The organism is Streptomyces lothianensis (assembly GCF_047779955.1).
Taxonomy (GTDB): Bacteria; Actinomycetota; Actinomycetes; order Streptomycetales; family Streptomycetaceae; genus Streptomyces.
On record NZ_JBLMKT010000040.1, the window covers coordinates 37,261 to 60,615 of the forward strand.

Sequence of the window (23,355 nt, forward strand, 5' to 3'; positions counted from 1 at the left end):
CCCGGTCAGCGGCTGCCGAGCAGGTGGCGCCAGGTCTGCGGGCCGACCACGCCGTCGACCTGCAGACGGTGCTTCTTCTGGAAGGCGATCACCGCGGCCTTGGTCTTCGAACCGAACGCGCCGTCGGTCTTGAGGCGGTAGCCGTAGACGTTCAGCTGGGTCTGCGCGGCCTTCACGGCCTGGCCGCGCGAGCCGGGCTTCACCGTCCTGATCAGCTTGGACCAGGTGTTCTTGCCGATGACACCGTCGGCGGCCAGGCCCCGTGACTTCTGGAACTTGATCACGGCGGCGCGGGTCTTGCTGCCGAAGATGCCGTCCACGCCGATCGAATGGCCGCGCGACTTGAGGAGCAGCTGTGCCGAGCGCACGTCAGCGCCCTTCGAGCCCTTCTTCAGCACCGGCCAGGAGGCGCTGGGTGCCGGGGTGGTGGAGCCGCCGCCTCCCTTGAGCTTGAGCGGGCGGAACGGGTCGTAGTTGTCCCGGCCGATCCCGTAGCTCAGCTTGCGGTGCGTCGTGCCGTACGTGCCGCGCTGCTCGTACGCCCAGTAGGAGGTGTGCGCGGAGTTGGCCCACTTCTCGAAGATCACGACGTGCCGGAAGTCGCCGTCGGAGGTGCTGTAGTCGATCAGCAGGTCGCCCTTGCGCAGCTGGCTGGTGCTGCTGAGCCGCTTGGTGACGCTGCTGCTGGTGGCGAGCCCGACGGTGTTCAGGCCGGGCTTGCCCAGGCCGAGCGCCATGGAGACGAAGCCGGAGCAGTCGGTGCGGTACCCGTCCTTCCAGACCTTGCTCATGCTGTACGGCACGGGACGGCCGTTGTTCGCGGTGAGCCAGGTGCGGGCCCGCTTGATCATGGTGTCGCGCGACATGCTCGCCGTGGCCATCGCCGTCAGGTCACCGGCCTGGGTGACGAGCTTGCCGTCCGCTTCGGGCTCGGGCCCGTACGCGGCGGCGGCCTTGGTGTTCTCCTTCGCGTCCGGCCCGGACGACGAGGAACAGCCGACAGCGGTGAACGCGACACTGCCGGCGGCTATACCGGCGACCAGGAGTCGGGTACGGCGTGTCAGGCGGGTACGTCGAGTCATGGAAATCCCCCGAGTGGTAAGTGGGTTGTGGCGGCGGCCGGCCGACGGTGCGTCCGGCGCGCCCTGCGTCCATCACGATGGCAAACGCTGCCCGAGGGGCCCAGCGATGTGGGAAAGCCGCATGACTCCGTGACGTGACCCCAACAATTTCAGGGGCCGGTCACCAGGGCCGTGACAATGGATCAGGAGGCCGTGGCGCCCCGGCATATGAGAGGCCGTGGAGCCCCGGCACACGCAAGGCGGCCGGCCCCCGGGAAAGGCGCCGTGGCCCACCGCGCGCGGCTATGGTCGCCTCCGTGGGTGAGGTCGTGGTGGTACGCGATGGCTTTGGGCCGGAGGTCCTGCTGGTGCATGGCGGTGCAGGCCCGCGGACGACGTGGGGCGCTCTCGCTCCGCTGGCCGACCGGTGGACGCTGGCATGCGTCCACCGCCGCGGCTACCCGCCGAGTCCACCGCCGCAGAAGCGTCAGGACTTCGCGGTGGATGCCCGGGACCTGGCACCGCTGTTCGTGGGTCGGCCGCACGTGGTCGCCCACTCCTACGGTGCCCTCGGGACGTTGATCGCGGCCGCTGCCGCGCCGGGCAGCGTGCGCTCCCTCACGCTGATCGAGCCGCCCCTCAACTACCTTGTCCCCGATGATCCCGAGGTGGCGCGGCTCGAGCACCTCGGCGATGCGGTCCTTGCCCACGGGATGGATACCGACCCGGCCGAGCTGCGCGAGTTCCTCCGCCTCGTGGGCGCGCCCATCGGCGACGGCCCGCTCCCCGAGGGCGTGGTCGCCGGGGTCCGGCGGGCGCACGGTGCTCGGCCGACCAGCGAGGCGCGCCCAGCGCTCGACGCCATCCGGTCTGCCGGCGTCCCGGTGCTCGTCGCGTCCGGAGACCACGCGGCCGCGCACGAGCGGATCTGCGATGCTCTCGCGGACGCGCTCGGTGGCCGGCGCAGTGTGCATCCGGGTGCTGGTCATTTCGTCGCCGCGGCGCCGGGCTTCACCGAACAGCTTGAGACCTTCCTGCGCAAGAGCGTCACGTCACCAGCTTCTTCCGGCAGCTGAGGACTGCTGCGAGGCCGAGGGAGGCGAGGAAGTCCGACGCCGGCGCGCGGAGGGCGACGCGGGACTGCACGACCGTTCCAGGTCGCGGCGGCCAAGACCTGCGGCATCACGGGAGTTTCGGAGAACGTTGCCCGTCAGGGGGTGACGGGGTTGAGCGATGTCGCGCAGGGGGTGCCGGTGTGGGCGTCCGTGGACGGTCCGTGACCGTATATCCGCACCCCATACCGACCCGGACCTCGGACGTGACCCGGGATGTGCCGCCAGGTACTCGCCCTCGCCGCCGAAGATTGGTCTCGACCATTAACGGTCGCCGATCCCATCCTTAAGCCCACCCTAAGATCATCGAGCGCCGTCCCGATCACGCCGTTTGCCCGGTTCGCACTCGCTAGCGTGCTGCCGCATCCCCACCTCCATGAACGGCGAAAGAAGGCGTGCGATGAGCGACCACCGGCGCAGGATCAGCGGCAGGAAGAAGGCGATAGGCGCAGTCGTGGCCCTGGCCGTGGCGGGCGGCGGTGCCGTCCTCCTCACCGGCACCGCGCAGGCGGCCGATGTGGGCGCCGCCTACACCATGACCAGCAAGTGGTCCACCGGGTACACCGCCCAGTACGTCGTCACGAACGGCACCGACTCGACCAGGAGCGACTGGACCCTCGCCTTCGACCTGCCGCCGGGTGCGAAGCTGAGCTCGCTGTGGAACGCGGAGTTCGGCGTGGACGGCTCGCGGGTCACCGTGAGGCCGCCGGCCTGGGACAAGGACGGGCTCGCGGCCGGAGAGTCGGTCACGGTCGGCTTCGTCGTCAACGGTTCGGGTGACCCGACCGACTGCGTCATCAACGGCGTCTCGTGTTCGACGGGCGGCGGCGCGACCCCCGAGCCGACCGAGGGCCCGACGCGGACGGCCACCCCCACACCCGACCCGACCCAGAGCCCCGCCCCGACCCAGACCGCCACCCCGACCAAGTCCCCCGAGCCCACCGAGTCGAACGGCGGCGGGAACACGGACACCGCCGCCTTCGCCCCGTACGTCGACACCTCCCTCTACCCGGCCTTCGACCTGATCGGCGCGGCCGAGGCCACCGGCGTCAAGGACTACAACCTCGCCTTCATCACCGACGGCGGAGCGTGCACCCCCAAATGGGGCGGGGTGACGGATCTGGGCAGTGACGCCGTCGCCGGGCAGATCGGCGCGCTGCGCGCCGCGGGCGGCGACGTCCGGGTCTCCTTCGGCGGCGCCGCCGGCCGCGAGCTCGCCACCACCTGCTCCTCCGCGGACGCCCTGGCAAAGGCATACGGAAAGGTCGTGGACACCTACGACCTCACCAAGGTCGACTTCGACGTCGAGGGCGGCGCGCTGCCCGACACCGCGGCCAACACCCGCCGCGCCCGCGCCGTCGCCGAACTCCAGAAGCAACACCCGGACCTGGACGTCTCCTTCACCCTGCCCGTGATGCCCGAGGGTCTGACCCAGCCCGGCGTGGACCTGCTGGCCGACGCCAGGAAGAACGGCGTGCGGATCGACGCCGTCAACATCATGGCCATGGACTACGGACCGGCGTACAGCGGCGACATGGGCACCTACGCCGAACAGGCCGCCACCGCCACCCAGGCCCAGATCAAGGGTGTCCTGGGGCTCAGCGACAGCGCCGCCTGGAACACGGTCGCGGTCACCCCGATGATCGGCGTCAACGACGTGGTGACGGAGGTCTTCACGGTCGAGGACGCCACCCAGCTGGTGAACTTCGCCGAGTCCCGCGGCCTCGGCTGGCTCTCGATGTGGTCGGCGACCCGCGACAAGGCCTGCCCCGGCGGCCCGAAGCCCGCCGCCGACCCGACCTGCAGCTCCGTCACCCAGACCGAGCACGCCTTCAGCAAGGCCTTCGCGGCCTACAACTGATCCCGCCGCGCCGCACATCGCGCCACCGAGCTCCGGCGCGGGTCCGTTGACGTGTTACCCCACCGGTCTGTTGCAGGTGGGGTGACCGCCAGGCGGTCCGTGCAGCTTGGTAGCGTCCCGGTTCGGATCACGGGGGAGGGGTGCGGCATGGATGCGTCGCGACGGCGCAAGTGGTGGGTCTACGGCGGAGTGTGCACCGTGGTCGCCGTACTCGTAGCCGGGCTGTCGTGTCGTGCGTGATCGTCCGTGACCACCAGCGGGCCGAGAACCAGGCCCAGTTGAAGCGCGAGCCTGTGCGGGGTTGCTGCCCGAGCCGTACCTGAGCCCGTACCTTCCCTCGGACTCAGCCGGGTTCTCGGAGGAGTACGGCACGATGCTTGGCCCGGGCCAGGAGAGCTGTACGGGAACGGTCACTGGACCAGCGTGACCTGCTCCGGAAGCGACCGGAGCGCCTTCTACTCGATCGTCCGGTACGGGCGCGACGAGCCCACCGCCGCGGACAAGGCGTACGAGCGCGCCGCGCTCAAGGCCTTCGCGGAGAGGTCCGCGAAGGCACACGGATGCAAGAAGCCTGCGAAGCCGGCCTCCTGACGCCCGACCTGGCGCGGGAGGCTCGCGGAACAACTCCCTCCGGCCACTGGCGGATCTCGATCCGACGACTGCGCTTTTGCTTGTGACGTCGTGCTGTGACCCTCTCCCCATGCCCGCACCGACCGCAGGGGTACCTCCCGCATCCGAACCGCCTCCGGGGCACTATCGCCTCGGCTGCTTCGGGGGCGGATTGATGGCGCTCCTCGTGCTCGCGGCCAATGCGGTCGCCGCCGTGCTGGTCGGCTTTGCGTCAGGGGTGTTGGCACTGTTTCCCGCTGCAGGCGAGGGATGTCCGAAGCAGGGACCGTGTCCGCGGGCGCAGCCCGCCATGGACTGGACGCCGGTCATCGCTTTCGGCGCACTGGCCGTGGGCGCACTCGTGATCGCGGTGGCCCTGCTGCGCTTCGGGCCCCGCAGCGTCGCCCTCGCGCAGACGGCGTGCGCGGTCATCCTGTGCCTGGTGGCGTGGAGCGTGGCCGTGACCGAGTGGCGCGACGCCCATCCGCAGCCCGTACGCCTGTTGGAACAGTGTTCCCGGGACGTCGGAACCGTCCGCGAGACCCTGCGTGCCCCCGAACGAGGATGCTTCGAGCCTTCGCGCGGCCACTGACCGGCGCTGTCCGCCGCTGTCCGGCGCCCGTCCGGTGCTGTCCGGTGCTGTCCGGTGCTGTCCGGCGGCGTCTTCCGGCCGAAGGAGGGCGTGGGGCGTAGTGGGCGGCTGCCCCTTCATGCAGGTCACGCGGTCCTTCGCCATTCAATCTCCGCAGGATCGTCGTGGGTTGAGCACATGTGGGGCGCTCGGCTCCATGGTCTGAGCTGTGTTGACACCGGCAGATCGTCCGATCTTCAGGGAGGTGTGTCCGAAATCCGATCAGTCATGTGGCAATCACTGTGCGCAAACGACAGACTCCGGACCGGAATCGCACCTCGTTCCGCTGCCGAAGGAGAAGATGGACAGTGCGTTACCTGACGAAGACCTCGGGCGTCGCGGCGGCGACAGCAGCCGCCTGCGCGCTGGGCGGCTCCATGAGTGCCGCGCAGGCACAGCCCGCCGGATCGACCGGGCTGTACGCGCCTTCTGCCCTGGTTCTCAGCATCGAGGACGGTCCCACGGTCACGCGTGCCGTGACACTGTCCTGCATGCCGTCCGCCACGGGCACGCACCCGGCGCCGGAGTCCGCGTGTGCGGAACTGTCCGCCGTCGACGGGAACTTCACCCAGCTGGTGAGTTCCGAGCCGTATGTCGTCTGCACCAAGGAGTGGGCACCGGTCACCGCGCGCGTCGTCGGGGCCTGGGAGGGCGGGCGCGTCGACTGGACCCGCACCTTCGCCAACCCGTGCGAGATGCGGTCCGGGCTCGGAGGGAGCAGCACGTTCGCCTTCTAGCCGTACCGCTGTGACCCACCGAAGGCGGCCTCCGATCCGGAACTGTCCCGGATCGGAGGCCCTCGTCATGGCGACGGACGAGTCGGCCTGTACGCCGGGTTCTGTCTCCCCGGGGCCTCGCGGCCCGGGGGGAGGCGGCCATCCATCTGGGGCCGGCATTGCTGCCGGCCTCGTGCGGTCTACCCGCGGACTCGGGCGAGCAGCCCTCGATCGTCCGCGCAGGAGCACCGGGGTGCTCCCTCTTGACCTTGCTCCGGGTGGGGTTTACCTAGCCGTCCGAGTCGCCTCGGGCGCTGGTGGTCTCTTACACCACCGTTTCACCCTTACCGGGAACCGAAGCTCCCGGCGGTCTGTTTTCTGTGGCACTGTCCCGCGGGTCACCCCGGGTGGGCGTTACCCACCACCCTGCTCTGTGGAGCCCGGACGTTCCTCGGCGGGGATCCGAAGATCTCCGCCGCGACCGCCCGGCCGGCTCGTCCGCCGTGCCGTCATCGTACCCGCAGGAGGGGAGGGGGACCGCACGGCGGGGCCCGCGTGAACCCGTCAGGATTCGAGAAGCGCACCGGACGGACCCGTGGCTAGCGTGAAGGACATGACCTCCATCGAGCACCTCACCATCGAGGCCGCCGACGTCGCGGCCGCCCAGCGCTTCTACGCCGAGGCCTTCGGCATCGAGAAGCAGGTACGCGTGCGGGCCTCGCAGGCCCCCACGTCCGGATTCCGTGGTTTCACGGTGTCGCTCATCTCCGCCCAGCCGGCGACCGTCCTCGGGTTCGAGGAGGCGGCCGTCAAGGCCGGTGCCACCGTGCTCAAGCCCGCCAAGAAGTCGCTGTGGGGCTTCGGCGGTGTCGTGCAGGCGCCGGACGGGACGGTCTGGCAGCTGGCGAGCTCGTCGAAGAAGGACACCGGGCCGGACACCGGCACGTTCGACGAGATCGTGCTGTTGCTCGGTGTCGCCGACATGGCCGCCGGCAAGAAGTTCTACGTGGAGCGGGGGCTGAAGGTCGCGAAGAGCTTCGGCGGCAAGTACACCGAGTTCGACGGCACCGGCAGCCCGGTCAAGCTGTCCCTCTACCCGCGCAAGTCCTTCGCCAAGGTCACCGGGCTCCCCGTCGAGGGCAGCGGCTCGCACCGGCTCGCCGTCGGCAGCGGCTTCGGTGAGTTCACCGACCCGGACGGGTTCGTATGGGAGAACGCGGCATGATGTTCCGTGCGAAGGCCGAACCGCCACCCAGGCCGATGAACGGCCTTGAGGTGCCGGCCGCTCAGGGGGCTACGGGCGGTAGACCGTTCCCGGTTCCGGGACGCCCGGGGCCATCAGCTGCGGCACCGTGACGAACGTATAGCCCTGGGCCTTCAGCGCCTTGATGATGCCCGGCACGGCCGGGACCGTGCCGTCGTAGATGTCGTGGAGCAGGATGATGCCGTCGCGGCCTGCCTGGTCCAGGACGCGCTTCTCGATCAGGTCCGAGTCGGTGGTCGCGTAGTCCTTGGCGGTGACGCTCCACAGGACCTGGGAGAGGCCGAGCTCCTCGCAGACCTTGCTGACCTTGTCGTCCGTACGGCCCTGGGGCGGGCGCATCAGGGTGGGCTCCTTGCCCGTGATGTCCTTGATGGCCTGCTGGGTGCGGTCGAGTTCGGCGCGTATCTCGTCAGTGGAGAGGTCTGTGAGGATGCCGTGCGTCCAGGTGTGGTTGGCGACCTCGTGGCCCTCGGCGGCCAGGCGCCGCACGACCTCCGGGTGCTTCTTGACGTGGTTCTTGCCGAGCAGGAAGAAGGTCGCGGGGACCTTCTCGTGCTTCAGCGTGTCGAGGAGCTCGGGGGTGTCCTTGCCCGGCCCCGCGTCGAAGGTCAGGGCGATGCACTTGGCCTCGCGGCAGTCGACGGAACCGAACGCGCCCTTGCCGTCCTCGCCCGCCTTCGCGCGCGCGTCGGCCGGTGCGACCGTGTCGGTGCCCCAGGTGGCCAGGGCGGTGGTCGCCGCCAGGGCCGCCAGGGTGAGGCCTGTGGCCACGGCGAGGTGGCGGCGGCGTATCCGCCGCCCGCCCTTGCCGCCCTGGGATGTGCTGTCGTCGCGCATGGTGCTCCCCCGTGGTGGTGCTCAGGTCGCCATGGAGGAGGGGGAGTGGGACGGCCGGGTTGCCCGGTGGCGGGACCGGTGGGGCGATTGTGACGCGGGTCATGGTCCGCGCCGCTGCGTCCGCTCAGGAGGTACGGGGCGGCAGTGAGCGCTCGGCCACCTTCTGCACGTGCTTCCCGAAGACAGCCTCCGCCTCGGGGGTGAGCGTCCGCAGGGCGACCATCGCCGTGAGGATGACGTCGCAGAGTTCGGAGCGGACGTCGTCCCAGGTGTGCGTCGTGCCCTTGCGGGGATTCTGGCCGGTCGCGCCGATCACGGCCTCGGAGACCTCGCCGACCTCCTCCGAGATCTTGAGCAGTCGAAGGAGCAGTACCTCCGGTGCGGGGCGGTTGTCGTCGCGGCTGTCTTCGGTGTCGTCGAGCCACTGGGTCAGGCGCTCGACGAAGGGCCAGGGAGCGGCGGTGTCGTCCATCCGGGCAGCGTGCCACGCCCGGTGCCCGCGCGAAGTATTGACGGTCCGTCAGAAGTGTGGGTACCTCTACTTATGTCGGCGGGCCGATATATGTGCCCCGGTGATCGGAGAGCCGGCGGCGGCCGGGGAGGGGTGGTGCGGTGCGGCGTACGCAGGTGCAGCGCAAGAGCGAGACGCGGGGCCGGCTGATCGACGCCGCCGCGGACCTGTTCGCGCGCAAGGGATTCCACGCGGTCTCGGCCGAGGCAGTGGCTCAGGCCGCGGAGCGGACGACCGGCGCGCTCTACAGCCACTTCGGCGGCAAGGAAGGGCTGCTGCTCGCCCTCCTGGAGGTCTGGAAGCAGCGGACCGTCGAGCGGCTCACCGCGGAGATCCACCAACTGCCCGACCCCGCCCCGCACTTCGCCGCAATGTGGGAGGCGATCACCGCCCCCGCCGAGGACCGCGGCGAGGCCTGGCTGCTCCTGGAGATCGAGCTGTGGCAGCACGGCGCCCGGGATCCCGTCCTCGGTCCGCTGGTCTCCCGCCGTTACGCGGAGATCCGCGGCCAGCTCGGCGAAGGCCTCGCGGACTGGGCCGAGGCCACCGAAACCGAGCTGCCGTACGGGCCGGAGGAGACCGGGGCGCTCGTGCTCGGGCTGCTGCTCGGCTGCGCGCTGCAGCACCGGCTCGACCCCGCTTCCGTGCCTCGGGAGCTGGTCGTCGGCGCACTGAGTGAGCTGCTCGGCCTGCGTGCCGAGGCCACTCCCGTACGCGCCGAGGCCGCCCCCGTACGCGCCGAGGCCACCCCCGTACGCCCTGAGGCCGCCCCCGTACGGCCCGGCGTCACCCCCGTACCCCACGCAACCGCAGAAGATCCACCCCCGAAGGAGGCTCGGCCATGACGGTACCCGCACTGAACGAGATCGACCTGCTCGAGGACACCTGGGCCCGTGAGGTCCCGCACGCGCAGTTCGCGCTGCTGCGCCGCGAGGACCCCGTCCACTGGCACGAACTCCCGGACGGGGAGGGCTTCTACGCGATCACCAAGCACGAGGACATCATCAAGCTGAGCCGCGACCCCGAGCTGTGGTCGGTGGAGAAGGGCTCCTTCTTCATACGGGACCAGACGGACCAGTCCCTGGAGAACCTCGCGCTCACCCTCGTCGGCATGGACCCGCCCAAGCACAGCCGTTTCCGCAAGCTGGTCAACGCCGCCTTCGCGCCGCGCATGATCCGCAAACTCACCGAGGACATCAAACGACGGGCCGACCTGCTCGCGCGGAAGATCGAGCCGGGCACCGAGCTGGAGTTCGTGGAGACGATCGCCTCCCGGCTGCCGCTTGAGATCATCTGCGAGATGATGGGGATCCCGCCTCAGGACGAGGACCACATCATCAACTGGTCCAACCGCATGGTCGGCTTCCAGGACCCCGACTTCCGTACGACCCCGGAGGACGGGCAGGTCGCGGCCGGCGAGATCTATCTGCGCTGCAACCAGCTCGCCGAGGAGCGGCAGAGCGATCCGCGCGACGACATCGTGAGCGCGCTGGTGCACGGCGAGGTGGACGGCGAGAGGCTCACCACGCATGAGATCAACATGTTCTTCGTGACGCTGATCGTGGCCGGCAACGAGACCACCCGTAACCTCCTGTCCGGCGCGCTGCTGGAACTCGCCCGCAACGAGGCGCTGCGCGAGGACCTGGTGCGGGGCATCGAGGACGACGCGCTGTGGCGCTCGGCCACCGAGGAGTTCCTGCGCTGGAACGGCTCCATCCACAACTTCCGCCGGACCGCGACACGCGACACCGAGGTGCGCGGGGTGAAGATCAGAGAGGGCCAGAAGGCCGTCCTCTTCTACACCTCCGGCAACCGCGACGAGGACGTCTTCGAGCGCCCGGACGTCTTCGACCCCCGGCGCTCGCCCAACGACCATGTGACCTTCGGCGGCGGCGGACCGCACTTCTGCCTCGGCTCGGGCCTGGCCCGTACGGAGATCAACGCGCAACTGCGGGCGATCCTGCGGCGCTGCCCGAACGTCGAACTGACCGGCGAGCCGCGCCGGATGCGGTCCGATTTCATCAACGGGATCAAGCACCTGCCCGTGCGCTTCAGCTGAGGGGCGGGCGTCTCGAAGGGCCGGGCTGAGTCATCGGCCCGGCCTGAGTCCTAACCCCGCCCGATATACGGCATGTTCGTCGCCATCACGGTCGCGAACTGCACATTCGCCTCCAGTGGCAGCTCCGCCATGAACCGCACCTGACGGGCCACGTCCGCCACGTCCATCACCGGCTCGGGCGCCGGCTCCCCGTTGGCCTGCAGGATGCCGGACCGCATCTGCGCGGTCATGTCCGTGGCCGCGTTGCCGATATCGATCTGCGAGGCGGCGATACGGTACGGGCGCCCGTCGAGGGAGAGGGACTTCGTCAGGCCGGTCATCGCGTGCTTCGTCGCCGTGTACGCGACGGAGTGCGGGCGCGGGGTGTGCGCCGAGATCGAGCCGTTGTTGATGATCCGCCCGCCCTGCGGCGTCTGCGCCTTGAAGCGGCGGAACGCCGCCTGCGCGCACAGGAACGCGCCGTTCAGGTTGGTGTCGACGACATGGCGCCACGCGTCGTACGAGAGCTCTTCGAGCGGTACGCCGCCGGGCCCGAACGTGCCGGCGTTGTTGAACAGCACGTCCACCCGCCCGAAGCGCTCAGCGGCGGTGTCGAAGAGCGCGTCGACGTCGGCGGGCTCGGAGACGTTCGTCCGTACGCACACCGTCTCGGCCGAGCCGGCGAGCGCCGCCGTCTCCTCCAGCGTCTCCACGCGGCGCCCCGCGAGCGCGAGGGACCACCCGCAGGACGCGAGTTCCAGGGCCACCGCCCGGCCGATACCGGAGCCCGCCCCGGTCACAACCGCAATCTTCGCCTGTGTCATGGGCCCGCACCCTACGCCGGTGCCCGACATGCACCGCTCATCCATCCGCCATGTGGTTGTTCTGTACGCGACAGCCAGGCTTCGTCCCGCGCCCTTCGCGTTCATCCCGTCCGGACCGGCCGTCCACGGGCGTCCCCGTCCGGACCGGCCGTCCACGGGCGTCCCCGGCCGGTCCGGACGGTCCGGACGGTCCGGACGGTCCGGACGGTCCGGATGATCCAGGCGGTCCGGGCGATCCGGGCCGCCCGGGAGGCTCGTCCGGGAGGGCCGACTGGTGGCGGACGCCTGTTTCGTGACACCGTGCCGTAGCCGGTGGATCTCCCGGTGAGCCGGAGAGGTCCAGGATTCGTCAAGGGGCACGGAAGGGGCAGAGCGCTGAGTGCACCACGTCTGCGCCAAGGCCCCGCCGAACGGGCCGGTCTCGACCCCGCCGAGATAGCCGGGCTCCTCTCCGACGTCGCCGCCCTCCCCGGCACCTGGTGCGCGGGCGCGGTGCTCGCCGTCGGCCGCGGCCCGGTGCTCGTCGCCGAGGAGGCCTTCGGCTGGGCGGTCAGCCACCGCACGTACGACGAGGAACTGCCCGCGTACCGCAAGGTGCCCCTGCACACCGGGACGCCCTTCGACCTTGCCTCGCTCACCAAGCTGTTCACGACGGTGGCGGCCGTGCAGCAGATGGAGCGCGGCCGGCTCGGCCTCGACGCGCGCGTCGGCTCCTACCTGCCCGAGTTCACCGGCGTCGCACGGCACGGCATCACGATCCGGCAGCTCCTCACGCACACCTCGGGCCTGCGCCCCGAACTCCCCTTGTACGACTGCGAGTCGGATGCCCGACGGCTGGATCTGCTGCGTACGGAGGAACCGAGCACCGACCCCGGCACGTACCGCTACTCCGACCTCAACATGCTGCTCGTCCAGCACGTCCTGGAACGCATCACCGGCGAACGCCTCGACCGGCTGATCCGCGACGGCATCACCCGCCCCCTCGGCATGAGCCAGACCGGCTTCGGCCCCTGCGCCTTCGCCGCCGCCACCGAGGACCAGCGAAAGCCCTGGGCCAAGGCGAACCGTGGGATGGTGCGCGGCACCGTGCACGACGAGAACGCCTTCGCGCTCGGCGGGGTCGCCGGGCACGCCGGACTCTTCTCCACCGCCGGTGACCTCGCGGTCTTCTGCCGCGCCCTGCTCGGCGGCGGAGGATACGGCACGGCGCGGATACTGGGCCCCGACTACGTGGACCTGCTCCTGACCCCGCCCGGGCTCGGCTTCCTGCTCGACCAGCCGTGGTTCATGGGCGAACTCGCGGGCCGGGGCGCGGCCGGGCACACCGGGTTCACGGGCACCTCCCTGGTGATCGACCGCGCCACGGACACCTTCCTGGTGCTGCTCGCCAACACCGTCCACCCGCGCCGCCCTCAGAAGCCGTCGAGCGCGCCGCGCGCCGCGGCGGGGACCCGGGTGGCACGGGCGGTCCGGTGAGCCCGCCCGGACCGGCGCGGGTGATCCGGTGAGGACGCCTAGAATTTCGACGTGAACGCCCCGCTCCCCGACGCCCCGCTCCCCGATGCCGCGCTCCTGCGCACCGCCCTCGCCGGCCTGCTCGACGGGCTCCCGCCCAAGCAGGCCGCCCAGGCCGTCGAGCGGCTGATCGCCAACTACCGCGGCCGGACCCCGACCGACGCCCCGGTCCTCAGGGACCGCTCGGACGTCGCCGCGTACGCCGCGTACCGGATGCCCGCCACCTTCGAGGCGGTACGGGGCGCCCTCGGCGCACTCGCCGACGCGGCCCCCGACTGGACGCCGCAGGCCCACACCGACCTCGGCGGCGGCACCGGGGCGGCCACCTGGGCGGTCAGCGCGACCTGGCCCACGCCCCGGCCCGTCACCGTCCTGGACTGGGCCGAGCCCGCCCTCGCCCTGGGCCGCGAACTCGCGGGTGCCAACCCGCTGCTCGGCGCCGCCGACTGGCGGCGCGCCCGCATCGACGCGACGCTCGGCCTCGAACCGACGGACCTCGTCACCCTCTCCTACGTCCTCGGGGAACTCACCGCCGCCGACCGCGCCGCGGCCGTCGCCGAGGCGGCCCGTGCCGCGCAGGCCGTCGTCGTCATCGAGCCCGGCACCCCCGACGGATACACCCGGATCATCCAGGCCCGGGACGCCCTCGTCACGGCCGGATTCACCATCGCCGCACCCTGCCCGCACAGCGCCGCCTGCCCCATCGAGCCCGGCCGTGACTGGTGCCACTTCTCCGCCCGGGTCAGCCGCTCCTCGCTGCACCGGCAGGTCAAGGGCGGCTCGCTCGCGTACGAGGACGAGAAGTTCAGCTATGTGGCGGCGGTCCGTTTCCCGGTGGAACCCGCACCGGCGCGGGTGGTGCGCAAGCCGCAGATCCGCAAGGGGCAGGTGCTGCTCGACCTGTGCGGGGCGGACGAGTCGCTCCGGCGCGAGACGGTGACCAAGCGGCACGGCACCCGCTACAAGGCGGCCCGCGACGCGGAGTGGGGCGACGCCTGGCCGCCCCACCCCTCGTAACCGGCTAGGAGCGCAGCTCCTGGGTGCAGCACTTCACACTGCCGCCGCCCTTGAGCAGTTCACCCAGATCGATCCCGACCGGCTCGTAGCCGCGTGCGCGCAGCGGCTCGAAGAGGCCCACCGCGCCCTGCGGGAGCAGGACGTGGCGGCCGTCGCTCACGGCGTTCATGCCGAGCGCGGCGGCATCGGACTCCCCGGCGATCAGCGCGTCGGGGAAGAGGCGCCGCAGCACGGCCCGACTGCCCGGGGAGAAGGCGCCGGGGTAGTACATGACGTCGTCGCCTTCGTCGTCGAGGACCGCGAGCGCCGTGTCGAGGTGGTAGTAGCGCGGGTCGACCAGGTCGAGTCCGATGACCGGGCGGCCGAAGAACTCCTGTGCCTCGCCGTGCGAGAGGGGGCTGGCGCGGAAGCCCCGCCCGGCCAGGATCCAGCGCGAGGTGACCGCGAAATCGCCCTCGCCCTCGTTGATGTGGACGGGTTCGCCGGTTTCGGTGAAGCCGTTGGCGCGGAACCAGGCGAGGTGCTCGGCCGCCTCCTGGGTCCGCTCGGCATGGGCGAAACGGGCGCCGAGCACCCGGCCGTCGATGACCGTGGCGCCGTTGGCGGCGAAGACCATGTCGGGCAGGTCCGGGCGCGGGGTGAGTTCCTCGACGGTGTGGCCGAGGGCGCGGTAGCGGTCCCTCAGGTCCTCCCACTGGGCGAGAGCGAGCGGGACGTCCACGGGTTTGGCGGGGTCCATCCACGGGTTGATGGAGTAGGTGACCTTGAAGTGCTCGGGTGGGCACATCAGATAGCGCCGGGGTCGGGCGCTGCGGGGCACAGTACGCAAAGAGGGCTCCTCACGATCGCCAGTGCTCAGTGCTGCTGCTGACCATGGTGCGGTGCGCGGGGGCGGATCCGCGCGGTGGCGCACGGGTTGTTTTCCGCGGGCCAAGGGGCCGCGGGTTTCCGAGACGATACGTCTCGGCTCATTGCGCTGTTAGATTCCTCGTATGGCCACCAACACACCTGCCGGGAAGTCGGCGCCCGATACGAAGCGCCGCAGCGAGCGCTCGCGGCGCGCCATCTACGATGCGGCCCTCTCGCTGGTCGGCGAGGTGGGATACGGGAAGACCACCATCGAGGGGATCGCCGCGCGGGCGGGCGTCGGCAAGCAGACGATCTACCGGTGGTGGTCCTCGAAGGGCGAAGTGCTCCTCGAGGCGTTCATCGATCTGGGAGCACAGGCCGCGGAGGCGACCGGCGCCGCGGACACGTACGCACCGCTGCCGGACACCGGGGACATCGCGGCGGACCTCAAGGCCGTGCTGCGGGCGACCGTCGACGAGATGTCCGACGACACCTATGACGCGCCGTACCGGGCGCTGGCCGCCGAAGGCGTGGTGAACCGGGAGGTGGGCGACAGGTTCGTGCGGCAGCTGCTCGAACCCGCCCTGGCGCTGTACGTCGCCCGGATCGAGGCCGCCCAGGCCGCCGGGCAGATCAGGGCGGACCTGGATCCGCGGATCGCCACGGAGATGTGTGTCGCACCGCTCGCGCAGCGCTGGCTGCAGGGGACCGGCCCGCTCACCCATGAGTTCACGGACACGGTCGTGGACTACGTGCTGCACGGGCTCACCCCCCGCGACTGAGGCGGGCGGATGCCGTACGACCGCGGCGGCCCGGTGCGGTCCTCGTGAGCCCCGGATCCGGGGTGTGGCCACCCGCGGCCCAGGATGGTGGCACCATGGACGCCACGGGGCGAGGGGAAGGCGAGGGTACGGGACACATGGGCGCTGAGTTCGGCCGCAGGTCCGGCGGACAGAGCAGGTTCTCGCGATGGCTGCGTGAGCGGCGCCCGAAGGACACGGGCGACGACGGCGGCCGCGAGGCCCTGCTCGTCGCGGCCGCCGAGGCGGGACTGCCGCTCGCGCCCGCCGCGCACCCGGCCGGCTACCGCTGCTCCTGCGTACGCGTCGGCTGCCCCACCCCCGCCCGCCACCCGCTCTCCTTCGCCTGGCAGACCCAGTCCACGACGGACCGGGCGCAGATCGAGCGCTGGGCCCTGCACCAGCCGGAGGCCAACTTCATCACGGCGACCGGGATGGTCCACGACGTCCTCGACGTACCCGCCGAAGCCGGGCGCGCGGCGCTCGCCCGGCTCCTCGAAGCGGGGATCGAGGTCGGTCCGGTCGCCGAGTCCGGCGACGGCCGGATGCTCTTTTTCACGGCGACCCGCGGGACGCCGGAGGACGAGGACGAGTGGTGGCCGTGCGAACTGGACTGCCACCCCGAGACGATGGACGAACACCCCGGGCTCCGGTGGCACTGCCGGGGCTCGTACGTTCTGGTGCCGCCGGCGCGGTTGCCGGACGACCTGACGGTGGACTGGCTGCGGGGGCCGGAGCATCCGCTGCCGGATCCGCTGACCCTGCTTGAGTTCCTCACGGATGAAGGTGCACGGGTGGCCGGTGCATCGGTGGCCGAGTCCGCCTGGCCTGTGCGGCGGTAGGTTCGGGCCCGCGTGGGCGGGCCCCTGCACGCACCCGCGGGGTGGGTGGGGACGTGCCGCTCAACATGCACATGCTGTTGAGCCCCTGGACGCACCCACGGGTGGGTGGGCCACCTGGGGCTTCGCCCCTTGCCCCCATCTCGCGCTGAACGCGCTCGTCCTCAGACGCCGGACGGGCTGGAGTGCTGGACTGAGCTCGTCCGGGAACCCCGGATCTGCCGGCGGTGTCGGCCGGCTCGTCCTGGAGCCCCCGGGCGGGCTCGTCGGATCAGGCCCGCGGGTTCTGCTGAGCCTCCTCGGACCGACGACGGCGGGCCGCGAAGACGACGCCCGCGCCCGCGGCGACCGCGGCCGCGGCGGCGCCGAGCAGCGGGCCCGTCGGGACGTCGGAGCCGGTCGCGGCGAGGTTGCCGCCGCCACCCACGCTGCCGCCCCCGGCCGAGCCGCCGCCCACGCTGCCGCCGGTCGTCGACGCGCCCCCGCTCGCCCCGGTCGACCCGCCCGCGCCCCCGGTCGACGCGCCCGCGTTGCCGCCGTCCGGCAGCGTCGCCTTCTTGTCGAGGGAGAGGGCGAGCGTGACCGGGTCGATCGGCTGGCCCTGCCGGTAGATCGAGCCGACCTCGTCGTTGGCGAAGGCCTCGGCGCCCGCGGCCGTGAACGTGGCCGGGATCCGGTCCAGGAGGAGCACGTCGTCCCTGACCTTGTACGTGGCCTTCGACAGGTCGAGGCGCGCGAATGCGACGTCGTCGCTCGTGCCCTTGGGCGTCTTGACGTCCACGAGCAGCGTTCCCTCCGCGCCGTTCGTCCGCACCTTGACGTCGCTGAACGTCATGTTGATGCCATGCGCCTCGTACGCGAAGCGGACGCTGCCGCCGAAGTCCGCGCCGAGCTTCTCGGCCCCGGCGTCGAACTCCGCGCTCCTGTACGCGAACTCGTACCCGCCGTCGGTCTTCTTCGCGCCCCCGGCGACGGTCACCCGTCCCCCGGCCTCGATGTATCCCCGGAAGCTCTCCTTCACGCCCCAGGTCAGCCTGCCGTCGACGACCTTCGCCTCGGACGTGCCGTCCGGTGTCCGGGAGGCCGTTCGCGTGGGCTGCGGACTGGTCCGGCTGGGGCTGGGGGCGGGGGAGTCGGAGCTCTGGCCGGGGCTCGGTTCGGGCTTCTCCGGCGGGGCGGCCGGAGCCGTGACGGTCAGCGGATCGCCCGCCTCGCCCTCGTAGGGGCCGCCCAGCTGCTCGGCGGCCTCCTTGGTGAGCGTGGTCGGCATGTCCTGCAGTGAGCGGCTGGGCGTGAACTCGGCCAGCGGCACGTCCTCGGTGAGGCTGCCGTCCCTGGTGACATCCGCCGTCACGGTCCTGGCCGAGCTGTCGAACCGGATGTCCGACAGCTCGATCTCGAAACCGTGGCCCTTCGGGACCGGGGCGGACACGATGCGCACGCTGCCCTCGAAGGCGAGCTGCACGGCGTGGTTCTCGCTGTCGTACGTCCCTGTGCCCCCGGTGAACGTGAACGCGCCGTTGCCCTCGGCCTGCGTGGCGCCGTCCGCCGCCGTGACCGTGGCATCGGCGCCCTGGGGGAAGGCGCGGCCCAGGTAGTCGCGGAACGACTGCTTGACGCCCCACGTCAGCGTGTAGTCCTCGAGCGGCCGCTCGGCCGCGGAAGCCGCGGTCATCGCGAGGGAAGTGGCGCCGAGTGTCAGCGCGGTGGCTGCCGCGGCGGCCAGGGCTATGGGGCGGCGGGTCAGGGACATGGTGGCAGTGCTCCTAGGGAGGTGAAGGGGGTGGGAAGGAGAGGGAGTGGAGGGAAGGAGGGGATGGCGGGGGCGCGGGATCAGGGTTCCGTCGAAGGCGGGTTGGCCGGTTCGGACGGCGCCAGGCCCTCGGCTTCGGTGGCATCCGAGCCGGACGTATGCCGCATGCGTACGACGAAGAACGCGGCGCCTGCGAGGAGAAGCACACCCGCGGCGATACCGAGCGGCAGCGCGGGCGAGCCGCCCCAAGGGGAGGAGGTGGAAGAGGCGGAGGCGGCGGCCGGTTCGGTCGTCGGGGCCGTGGGCTTCGCGGCCCCGGCGGACGGCGACGACGCGGCATCCGAGCCGAGGTCCGGCAGCGGCGGCAGCTTCGCCTCGTCCGTGAGGGCGATCGCGAGGGACACCGGGTCCATCGCGGTGCCCGCCTGGTACATGCCGTTGAAGGCCTTGGCGCCTTCGGCGGTCAGTTCCGCGGGCACCTCGGTCAGCGTGAGCAGGCCGCCCTCCGCCTTGAGACCCTCGGTCGCGAAGGAGACGAGCGCGGCCTGCTGCGCGCTGAACCCAGGGCTCGCGACATCCGCGTACAGCTTCGCCGTGCCCGATGAGGCGCGGACCGCGAGGTTGCTGAGCGCGAGGTCGAGGCCGTGTGCGCCGGTGAAGCGGATGCCGCCCTCGAACCGGGCGTCGAGGCGCTGCTTCTTCTCGTCGTACGTGCCTGCGCCCGCCGGGAAGCGGAACAGCGCACCGCCGTCCTGCGCACCGCCGCTCAGCTTCCACTCGCCCTGGGCGATGGAGCCGGTGACGTACTCGCGAAAGGTGCGCCGCACACCCCAGTCGAAGGCGGCGTCCTCGATCCGGCCGGACTGCGCGGGCGTCGCCTTCTTGCCGTCGTCGTCGTTCTCGTTCTCTGTCCCGTCCGAGGCGCCGTCGGACTCGCCGGAGCCAGAGGACGAACCCGAGGTCGAACCCGAGGACGAACCCGAGGTCGAACCGGACAACGAACCCGAGGCCCCGGAGGACCCCTTGAGGACATCGGCCGACAGGCTCACCGGATCGAGCGGCGTCCCCGCCGCGTAGTACCCGGCGAAGGCCTTCGCACCCGCCGAAGTCAGCGTCGCGGGCACGTTGTCGAGGGTGATCGGGCCGGTGCCGCCCGTCATGTCGATGCCGCTCAGGCCGAGACGGGCGAGCGCGACCTGGGAGGCCGAGGTCACCTTGCCGGTGCTTTGCGACCTGCTGACCATGTCCGCGTGGAGCGTTCCGGAGCCGCCGGAGATGCGCACGGTGGGCCGGGAGATCGTCAGGTCCAGCTCGTGGGAACCATCGGGCTTTTGGTGGCCGAGGAAGCGTACGCCGCCGGAGAAGCCCGCGTTCAGCGCGCCCGTGTCCGGGTTGTAGGAGCCCTTCGCCGAGTGGAAACGGAACTGGCCGGCGCCGACGGTCGCGGCGCCGCTCCGCAAGGTGTAACTGCCCTTGGCCACCGGCCCGGTGACATAGGCCTGGAACGAGGACTTGATGCCCCAGTCCAGTCTGCCGCCCTGCACCGCACGGTCCTCCGCGTGCGCCGCCGTGACCGGAAGCAGGGCTGCGAACAGGGCCCCAAGGCCCAGCGCGGCGGCCGCGCGGGCAGCACGTCCCGGCAGAGACATAGGCTCCCCTCCAACGTCTGGCTAATAAGGTAAGGCTAACCTAAACTATGCGGGACCTCGTGCGGAACCCCTGTCGGTCCGGAAGCCGCGGACGGAACCGCAGAACCTCTCAACGGCACGACAGGACGGTGGAGTTCGAGTGATTCCGGTGCGCTTGCGGCATCCCCTGCGGAGCTCTCGGCGGCGTCCCCAAGCACGACAGGGGCGACAGGCGCGACAGGCGCGTCAGGTGCGTCAGGTACATCGGGTGCGGCGGGCGGGCGTCTTCGTGGCCGCCGTCTGCCTCGCCCTCACGGGCTGCGGCGGCGGCACGGACGAGTCGGCGGGGGCAGGTGCGAAGACGGAGCGGCAGGCCGCGCCCGACCGGGTCGAGCCGATCTCCGCGGAGCCGCGGCCGAAGCTCCCCGTTACCGTCGCCTCCGCCGACGGCGAGCAGGTCACGGTGGACTCGGCCGAGCGGATCGTGCCGCTCACCGGTGCCGTCAACGAGATCGTCTTCACGCTCGGCCTCGGCGAGCACGTGGTGGCCAGGGACATCACCGCCACCTTCGAACAGGCGGAGAAACTCCCTACGGTGACCCGCGGCCACGATGTCTCCGCGGAGAGCGTGCTCGCACTCCGCCCCACCGTCGTACTCGCCGAGACCACGACCGGACCGGCCGAGGCGATGCAGCAGATACGGGACGCGGGCATCCCCGTCGTCGTGTTCGACCCCGCGAAGAGCCTGGAGGACGTCGGCGAGCGGATCGCCGCCGTGGCCGAGGCGCTCGGGGTGCCGCAGGCGGGCCGACAGCTGACCGAGCGGACCGAGCGGCGGATCGCCGCCGTACAGCAGTCGATTCCCCGGCGGGAGGACGGCGAGAAGCCGCGGGTCGCGTTCCTGTATCTGCGCGGCTCCGCCTCCGTCTATCTCATCGGCGGCGCCGAGTCCGGCGCCGGATCGCTGCTCGAAGCGGCCGGGGCCGTCGACGCCGGTGCGGCCTCGGGCCTGCGGAAGGACTTCACCGCGATCACTCCGGAGGCCCTCGCCGAGGCGCAACCCGATGTGATCCTCGTGATGAGCGAGGGACTCGCCTCGGTGAACGGCGTGGACGGCCTCGTCGAGATCCCGGGCGTCGCCCAGACCCCCGCCGGAATGGACCGCCGCGTGGTCTCCATCCCCGACGGCGTCCTCCTCTCCTACGGCCCGCGCACCGACGAGGTCCTGAAGTCGCTCGTCGACCAGCTCTACGGGGAAGAGTCCGGCGGGATCGAGTCCGGCGGGACCGAGTCCGGCGGGACCGAGTCCGGCGACGGTGGCGCCAAGTGACCGCCGCCGCGACCCCCACCGAGGACGCCGCCGGGGACGCGACCCCCGCCGGACACGCACCCTCCACCAAGGAGCCGACCGCCGTCGCCGTCGCCGCCGCCCCCAAGCCCCCGGCCGGCCGAAGCGGACGCACCGGACGCACCGGACGCACCGCCCCGTACCTCCTGACCGTCGGCATGCTGGCCGGACTGGTCGTCGTCTGCCTGCTCTCCGCCACGGTCGGCGCGTACGAGATCCCGCTGGGCGATGTGCTCGCCTCCGCGCGGCACCGCATCGGTCTGGGCGGTACCGCACTCGACCGGGTCGGCGAGAGCGTGCTGTGGAACGTGCGCTTCCCGCGGATCGTCCTCGCCCTGCTCGTCGGTGCCTCGCTCGGTTGCGCGGGCGCCCTGATGCAGGGCGTCTTCGGCAACCCGCTCGCCGAGCCCGGCGTCATCGGCGTCTCCTCCGGCGCGGCGGTCGGCGCAGTGGCCTCGATCGCCTTCGGCCTCACCTTCCTCGGTACCTGGACCCTGCCCGTCTTCGCCTTCCTCGGCGGCCTCGGCACGGTCTTCCTCGTCTATGCGATGGCGCGCTCGGGCGGCCGTACGGAAGTCGTCACCCTCATCCTGACCGGCGTCGCCGTGACCGCCTTCGGGATGGCCATGATCGGCCTGTTCATCTTCTTCGCCGACAACGCCGAGGTCACCCAGATCACCTTCTGGCAGCTCGGCTCACTCGCCCAGGCCACCTGGCCGAAGGTCCTCGCCGTACTGCCCTGGGCGCTCGCCGGACTCGCGATCGCGCCCCTGTACTCCCGCCGCCTCGACCTCCTCGCGCTCGGCGAACGCCCCGCGCGCCACCTCGGCGTGGACGTGGAGCGGATGCGGCTCGTGCTCATGGTCATCACCGCGCTGCTCACCGCCGCGGCCGTCGCCGTCTCCGGCATCATCAGCTTCGTCGGCCTCGTCGTCCCGCATCTGCTGCGGCTGCTCGCCGGACCGGGCCACCGCTTCCTGATCCCCGGCAGCGCACTCGGCGGCGCCCTCGTCCTCGCGGGCGCCGACCTCGCCGCCCGCACCGTCGCCGCCCCCGCCGAACTGCCGCTCGGCGTCCTCACCGGACTGATCGGCAGCCCGTTCTTCTTCTGGCTGCTCCGCCGCACCCGCCGCAAGCAAGGAGGCTGGGCGTGATCCGCTCGCTGCTGCCCGTACGCCTGCCCGCATGCCTGCCCGTACGTCTGCCCGTACGTCTGCCCGTACGTCACCGGGAGGTGCCCGCGCCCGTGGAGCCCGGTACCGTCCTTGCCTCCGCGCATGGTCTGCACCTCAGCCTCGGCGCGCACCACGTCCTGCGCGGTGTGGACATCGAGGCGCGGGCCGGTGAGGTCCTCGCGCTCGTCGGCCCCAACGGTGCCGGGAAGTCGACCCTCCTCGCCGCCCTCGCCACCGACCTCGCACCGGACCGGGGCACCGTCCGCATCTGCGCCAAGGAGGCCACGGCCTGGCACGCCGGCGAACTCGCCCTGCGCCGCGCGGTCCTGCCCCAGTCGGCGAGCCTCTCCTTCCCGTTCCGGGTGGCGGAGGTCGTACGGATGGGAAGGGCACCCTGGCACGGTACGGCGCTCGCCGAGCGGGATGACGAGGTGATCGCCGCCGCGCTGCGGACCTGCGAGGTCACCGCATTCGCCGACCGCCCCTTCTCCGCCCTGTCCGGCGGCGAACGCGCCCGCGTCGCCCTCGCCCGCGTCCTCGCACAGCAGGCCCCGCTGCTGCTCCTCGACGAACCGACCGCCGCGCTCGACCTGCGCCACCAGGAACTCGTTCTGCGGATCTGCCGCGAACGGGCCGCCGCGGGCGACGCGGTCGTGGTGGTCCTGCACGACCTCGGCCTCGCCGCCGCCCACGCGGACCGCGTGGCCGTCCTGCACGAAGGCACCCTCGCCGCCGAGGGCGCACCGTCCGAGGTCCTCGACGGGGCCCTGCTCAGCCGGGTCTACGGCCAGCCGGTCGAGGTGCTGCCCCATCCCCGTACGGGAACGCCGATCGTCCTGCCCGAACGCGGCTGACCTGCGCCGAGCGCAGCGGGACGAGGTCATCGCCGGACTCCCGGCCGGACGGTCCGCACGCCACCGGTAGGGTTCCTGCGTCAGCACTGGGGCGTGAGGTCCTGTCCGGGCCG

The 23,355-nt window shown here is 71.6% G+C and carries 22 protein-coding genes and 1 other RNA gene; 15 read left to right on the forward strand and 8 right to left on the reverse strand.

Annotation, left to right across the window (positions count from 1 at the left end):
- Nucleotides 1–5: 5 nt before the first annotated feature.
- Nucleotides 6–1,082 carry a C40 family peptidase gene (locus tag ACLF6P_RS14550; RefSeq protein ID WP_415950664.1) on the reverse strand — a complete coding sequence of 359 codons (1,077 nt, stop codon included), beginning with the start codon at nt 1,080–1,082 and terminating at the stop codon, nt 6–8.
- A 296-nt stretch (nt 1,083–1,378) separates the two neighbouring features.
- Here ACLF6P_RS14550 and ACLF6P_RS14555 point away from each other — a divergent pair, with 296 nt between their 5' ends.
- The 5 genes from ACLF6P_RS14555 (at nt 1,379) to ACLF6P_RS14575 (ending at nt 6,011) form a co-directional block, all read left to right on the forward strand.
- Entirely contained in the window at nt 1,379–2,137 is a 759-nt protein-coding gene (locus ACLF6P_RS14555) for an alpha/beta fold hydrolase (protein WP_415950665.1), read from the forward strand.
- Between the two features lie 436 nt (nt 2,138–2,573).
- A complete protein-coding gene (locus ACLF6P_RS14560) occupies nt 2,574–4,034 on the forward strand; it encodes a cellulose binding domain-containing protein (RefSeq protein WP_415950666.1) in 1,461 nt (486 codons plus the stop codon).
- 423 nt (nt 4,035–4,457) lie between these two features.
- On the forward strand, nt 4,458–4,625 hold the full coding sequence (locus ACLF6P_RS14565) for a hypothetical protein (protein WP_415950667.1): 168 nt from the start codon (nt 4,458–4,460) through the stop codon (nt 4,623–4,625).
- Between the two features lie 193 nt (nt 4,626–4,818).
- Nucleotides 4,819–5,235 carry a DUF6234 family protein gene (locus ACLF6P_RS14570; RefSeq protein ID WP_415950668.1) on the forward strand — a complete coding sequence of 139 codons (417 nt, stop codon included), beginning with the start codon at nt 4,819–4,821 and terminating at the stop codon, nt 5,233–5,235.
- Between the two features lie 347 nt (nt 5,236–5,582).
- Nucleotides 5,583–6,011, forward strand: coding sequence for an SSI family serine proteinase inhibitor (locus ACLF6P_RS14575; RefSeq protein WP_415950669.1), 429 nt, complete (start codon nt 5,583–5,585; stop codon nt 6,009–6,011).
- 74 nt (nt 6,012–6,085) lie between these two features.
- Here the strand turns inward: ACLF6P_RS14575 and rnpB are convergent.
- Nucleotides 6,086–6,487: RNase P RNA component class A (gene rnpB / locus ACLF6P_RS14580), an RNA gene on the reverse strand.
- 116 nt (nt 6,488–6,603) lie between these two features.
- Between rnpB and ACLF6P_RS14585 the strand changes: the two genes are divergently transcribed.
- Complete coding sequence (locus ACLF6P_RS14585; RefSeq protein WP_415950670.1) at nt 6,604–7,215, forward strand: glyoxalase; 612 nt, start codon at nt 6,604–6,606, stop codon at nt 7,213–7,215.
- Nucleotides 7,216–7,284: 69 nt separating this feature from the next.
- Here ACLF6P_RS14585 and ACLF6P_RS14590 read toward each other — a convergent pair whose 3' ends face one another.
- Together ACLF6P_RS14590 and ACLF6P_RS14595 are read right to left on the reverse strand one after the other, a co-directional pair.
- On the reverse strand, nt 7,285–8,091 hold the full coding sequence (locus tag ACLF6P_RS14590) for a polysaccharide deacetylase family protein (RefSeq protein WP_415950671.1): 807 nt from the start codon (nt 8,089–8,091) through the stop codon (nt 7,285–7,287).
- A gap of 124 nt (nt 8,092–8,215) precedes the next feature.
- A complete protein-coding gene (locus ACLF6P_RS14595; protein WP_415950672.1) occupies nt 8,216–8,563 on the reverse strand; it encodes a MazG-like family protein in 348 nt (115 codons plus the stop codon).
- 140 nt (nt 8,564–8,703) lie between these two features.
- Here ACLF6P_RS14595 and ACLF6P_RS14600 point away from each other — a divergent pair, with 140 nt between their 5' ends.
- Entirely contained in the window at nt 8,704–9,447 is a 744-nt protein-coding gene (locus ACLF6P_RS14600; protein ID WP_415950673.1) for a TetR/AcrR family transcriptional regulator, read from the forward strand.
- Nucleotides 9,444–10,661 (forward strand): cytochrome P450, encoded by a 1,218-nt coding sequence (locus tag ACLF6P_RS14605; RefSeq protein ID WP_415950674.1) that lies wholly within the window; start codon nt 9,444–9,446, stop codon nt 10,659–10,661. The genes ACLF6P_RS14600 and ACLF6P_RS14605 overlap by 4 nt, the downstream gene beginning before the upstream one ends.
- A gap of 50 nt (nt 10,662–10,711) precedes the next feature.
- On the opposite strand, the gene ACLF6P_RS14610 is transcribed toward ACLF6P_RS14605, so the two are convergent.
- Nucleotides 10,712–11,464: an SDR family oxidoreductase gene (locus ACLF6P_RS14610; protein ID WP_415950675.1), complete on the reverse strand. Its 753-nt coding sequence runs from the start codon at nt 11,462–11,464 to the stop codon at nt 10,712–10,714.
- 324 nt (nt 11,465–11,788) lie between these two features.
- On the opposite strand from ACLF6P_RS14610, the gene ACLF6P_RS14615 reads away from it, so the two are divergent.
- The gene (locus ACLF6P_RS14615; protein WP_415950676.1) at nt 11,789–12,940 is read left to right on the forward strand and encodes a serine hydrolase domain-containing protein; all 1,152 of its coding nucleotides are present in this window, start codon (nt 11,789–11,791) and stop codon (nt 12,938–12,940) included.
- A 51-nt stretch (nt 12,941–12,991) separates the two neighbouring features.
- Complete coding sequence (locus ACLF6P_RS14620) at nt 12,992–13,996, forward strand: small ribosomal subunit Rsm22 family protein (protein WP_415950677.1); 1,005 nt, start codon at nt 12,992–12,994, stop codon at nt 13,994–13,996.
- Nucleotides 13,997–14,000: 4 nt separating this feature from the next.
- Here ACLF6P_RS14620 and ddaH read toward each other — a convergent pair whose 3' ends face one another.
- Nucleotides 14,001–14,816 carry a dimethylargininase gene (gene ddaH, locus ACLF6P_RS14625; protein ID WP_415950697.1) on the reverse strand — a complete coding sequence of 272 codons (816 nt, stop codon included), beginning with the start codon at nt 14,814–14,816 and terminating at the stop codon, nt 14,001–14,003.
- A gap of 172 nt (nt 14,817–14,988) precedes the next feature.
- On the opposite strand from ddaH, the gene ACLF6P_RS14630 reads away from it, so the two are divergent.
- Entirely contained in the window at nt 14,989–15,627 is a 639-nt protein-coding gene (locus ACLF6P_RS14630) for a TetR/AcrR family transcriptional regulator (RefSeq protein ID WP_415950678.1), read from the forward strand.
- Between the two features lie 137 nt (nt 15,628–15,764).
- A complete protein-coding gene (locus tag ACLF6P_RS14635) occupies nt 15,765–16,487 on the forward strand; it encodes a bifunctional DNA primase/polymerase (protein ID WP_415950679.1) in 723 nt (240 codons plus the stop codon).
- Nucleotides 16,488–16,755: 268 nt separating this feature from the next.
- On the opposite strand, the gene ACLF6P_RS14640 is transcribed toward ACLF6P_RS14635, so the two are convergent.
- Complete coding sequence (locus ACLF6P_RS14640; RefSeq protein ID WP_415950680.1) at nt 16,756–18,237, reverse strand: HtaA domain-containing protein; 1,482 nt, start codon at nt 18,235–18,237, stop codon at nt 16,756–16,758.
- 80 nt (nt 18,238–18,317) lie between these two features.
- Complete coding sequence (locus ACLF6P_RS14645) at nt 18,318–19,886, reverse strand: HtaA domain-containing protein (RefSeq protein ID WP_415950681.1); 1,569 nt, start codon at nt 19,884–19,886, stop codon at nt 18,318–18,320.
- 229 nt (nt 19,887–20,115) lie between these two features.
- Here ACLF6P_RS14645 and ACLF6P_RS14650 point away from each other — a divergent pair, with 229 nt between their 5' ends.
- Genes ACLF6P_RS14650 through ACLF6P_RS14660 form a run of 3 tightly spaced genes read left to right on the forward strand, consistent with a single transcriptional unit; the run spans nt 20,116 to nt 23,242 of the window.
- Entirely contained in the window at nt 20,116–21,195 is a 1,080-nt protein-coding gene (locus ACLF6P_RS14650) for a heme/hemin ABC transporter substrate-binding protein (RefSeq protein ID WP_415950682.1), read from the forward strand.
- Nucleotides 21,192–22,367, forward strand: coding sequence for a FecCD family ABC transporter permease (locus ACLF6P_RS14655; protein WP_415950683.1), 1,176 nt, complete (start codon nt 21,192–21,194; stop codon nt 22,365–22,367). Before ACLF6P_RS14650 ends, ACLF6P_RS14655 begins: the two co-directional genes overlap by 4 nt.
- Nucleotides 22,368–22,414: 47 nt before the next feature.
- Nucleotides 22,415–23,242, forward strand: a complete 828-nt coding sequence (locus ACLF6P_RS14660; protein ID WP_415950698.1) for a heme ABC transporter ATP-binding protein — start codon at nt 22,415–22,417, stop codon at nt 23,240–23,242.
- The last annotated feature ends 113 nt before the right edge of the window (nt 23,243–23,355 follow it).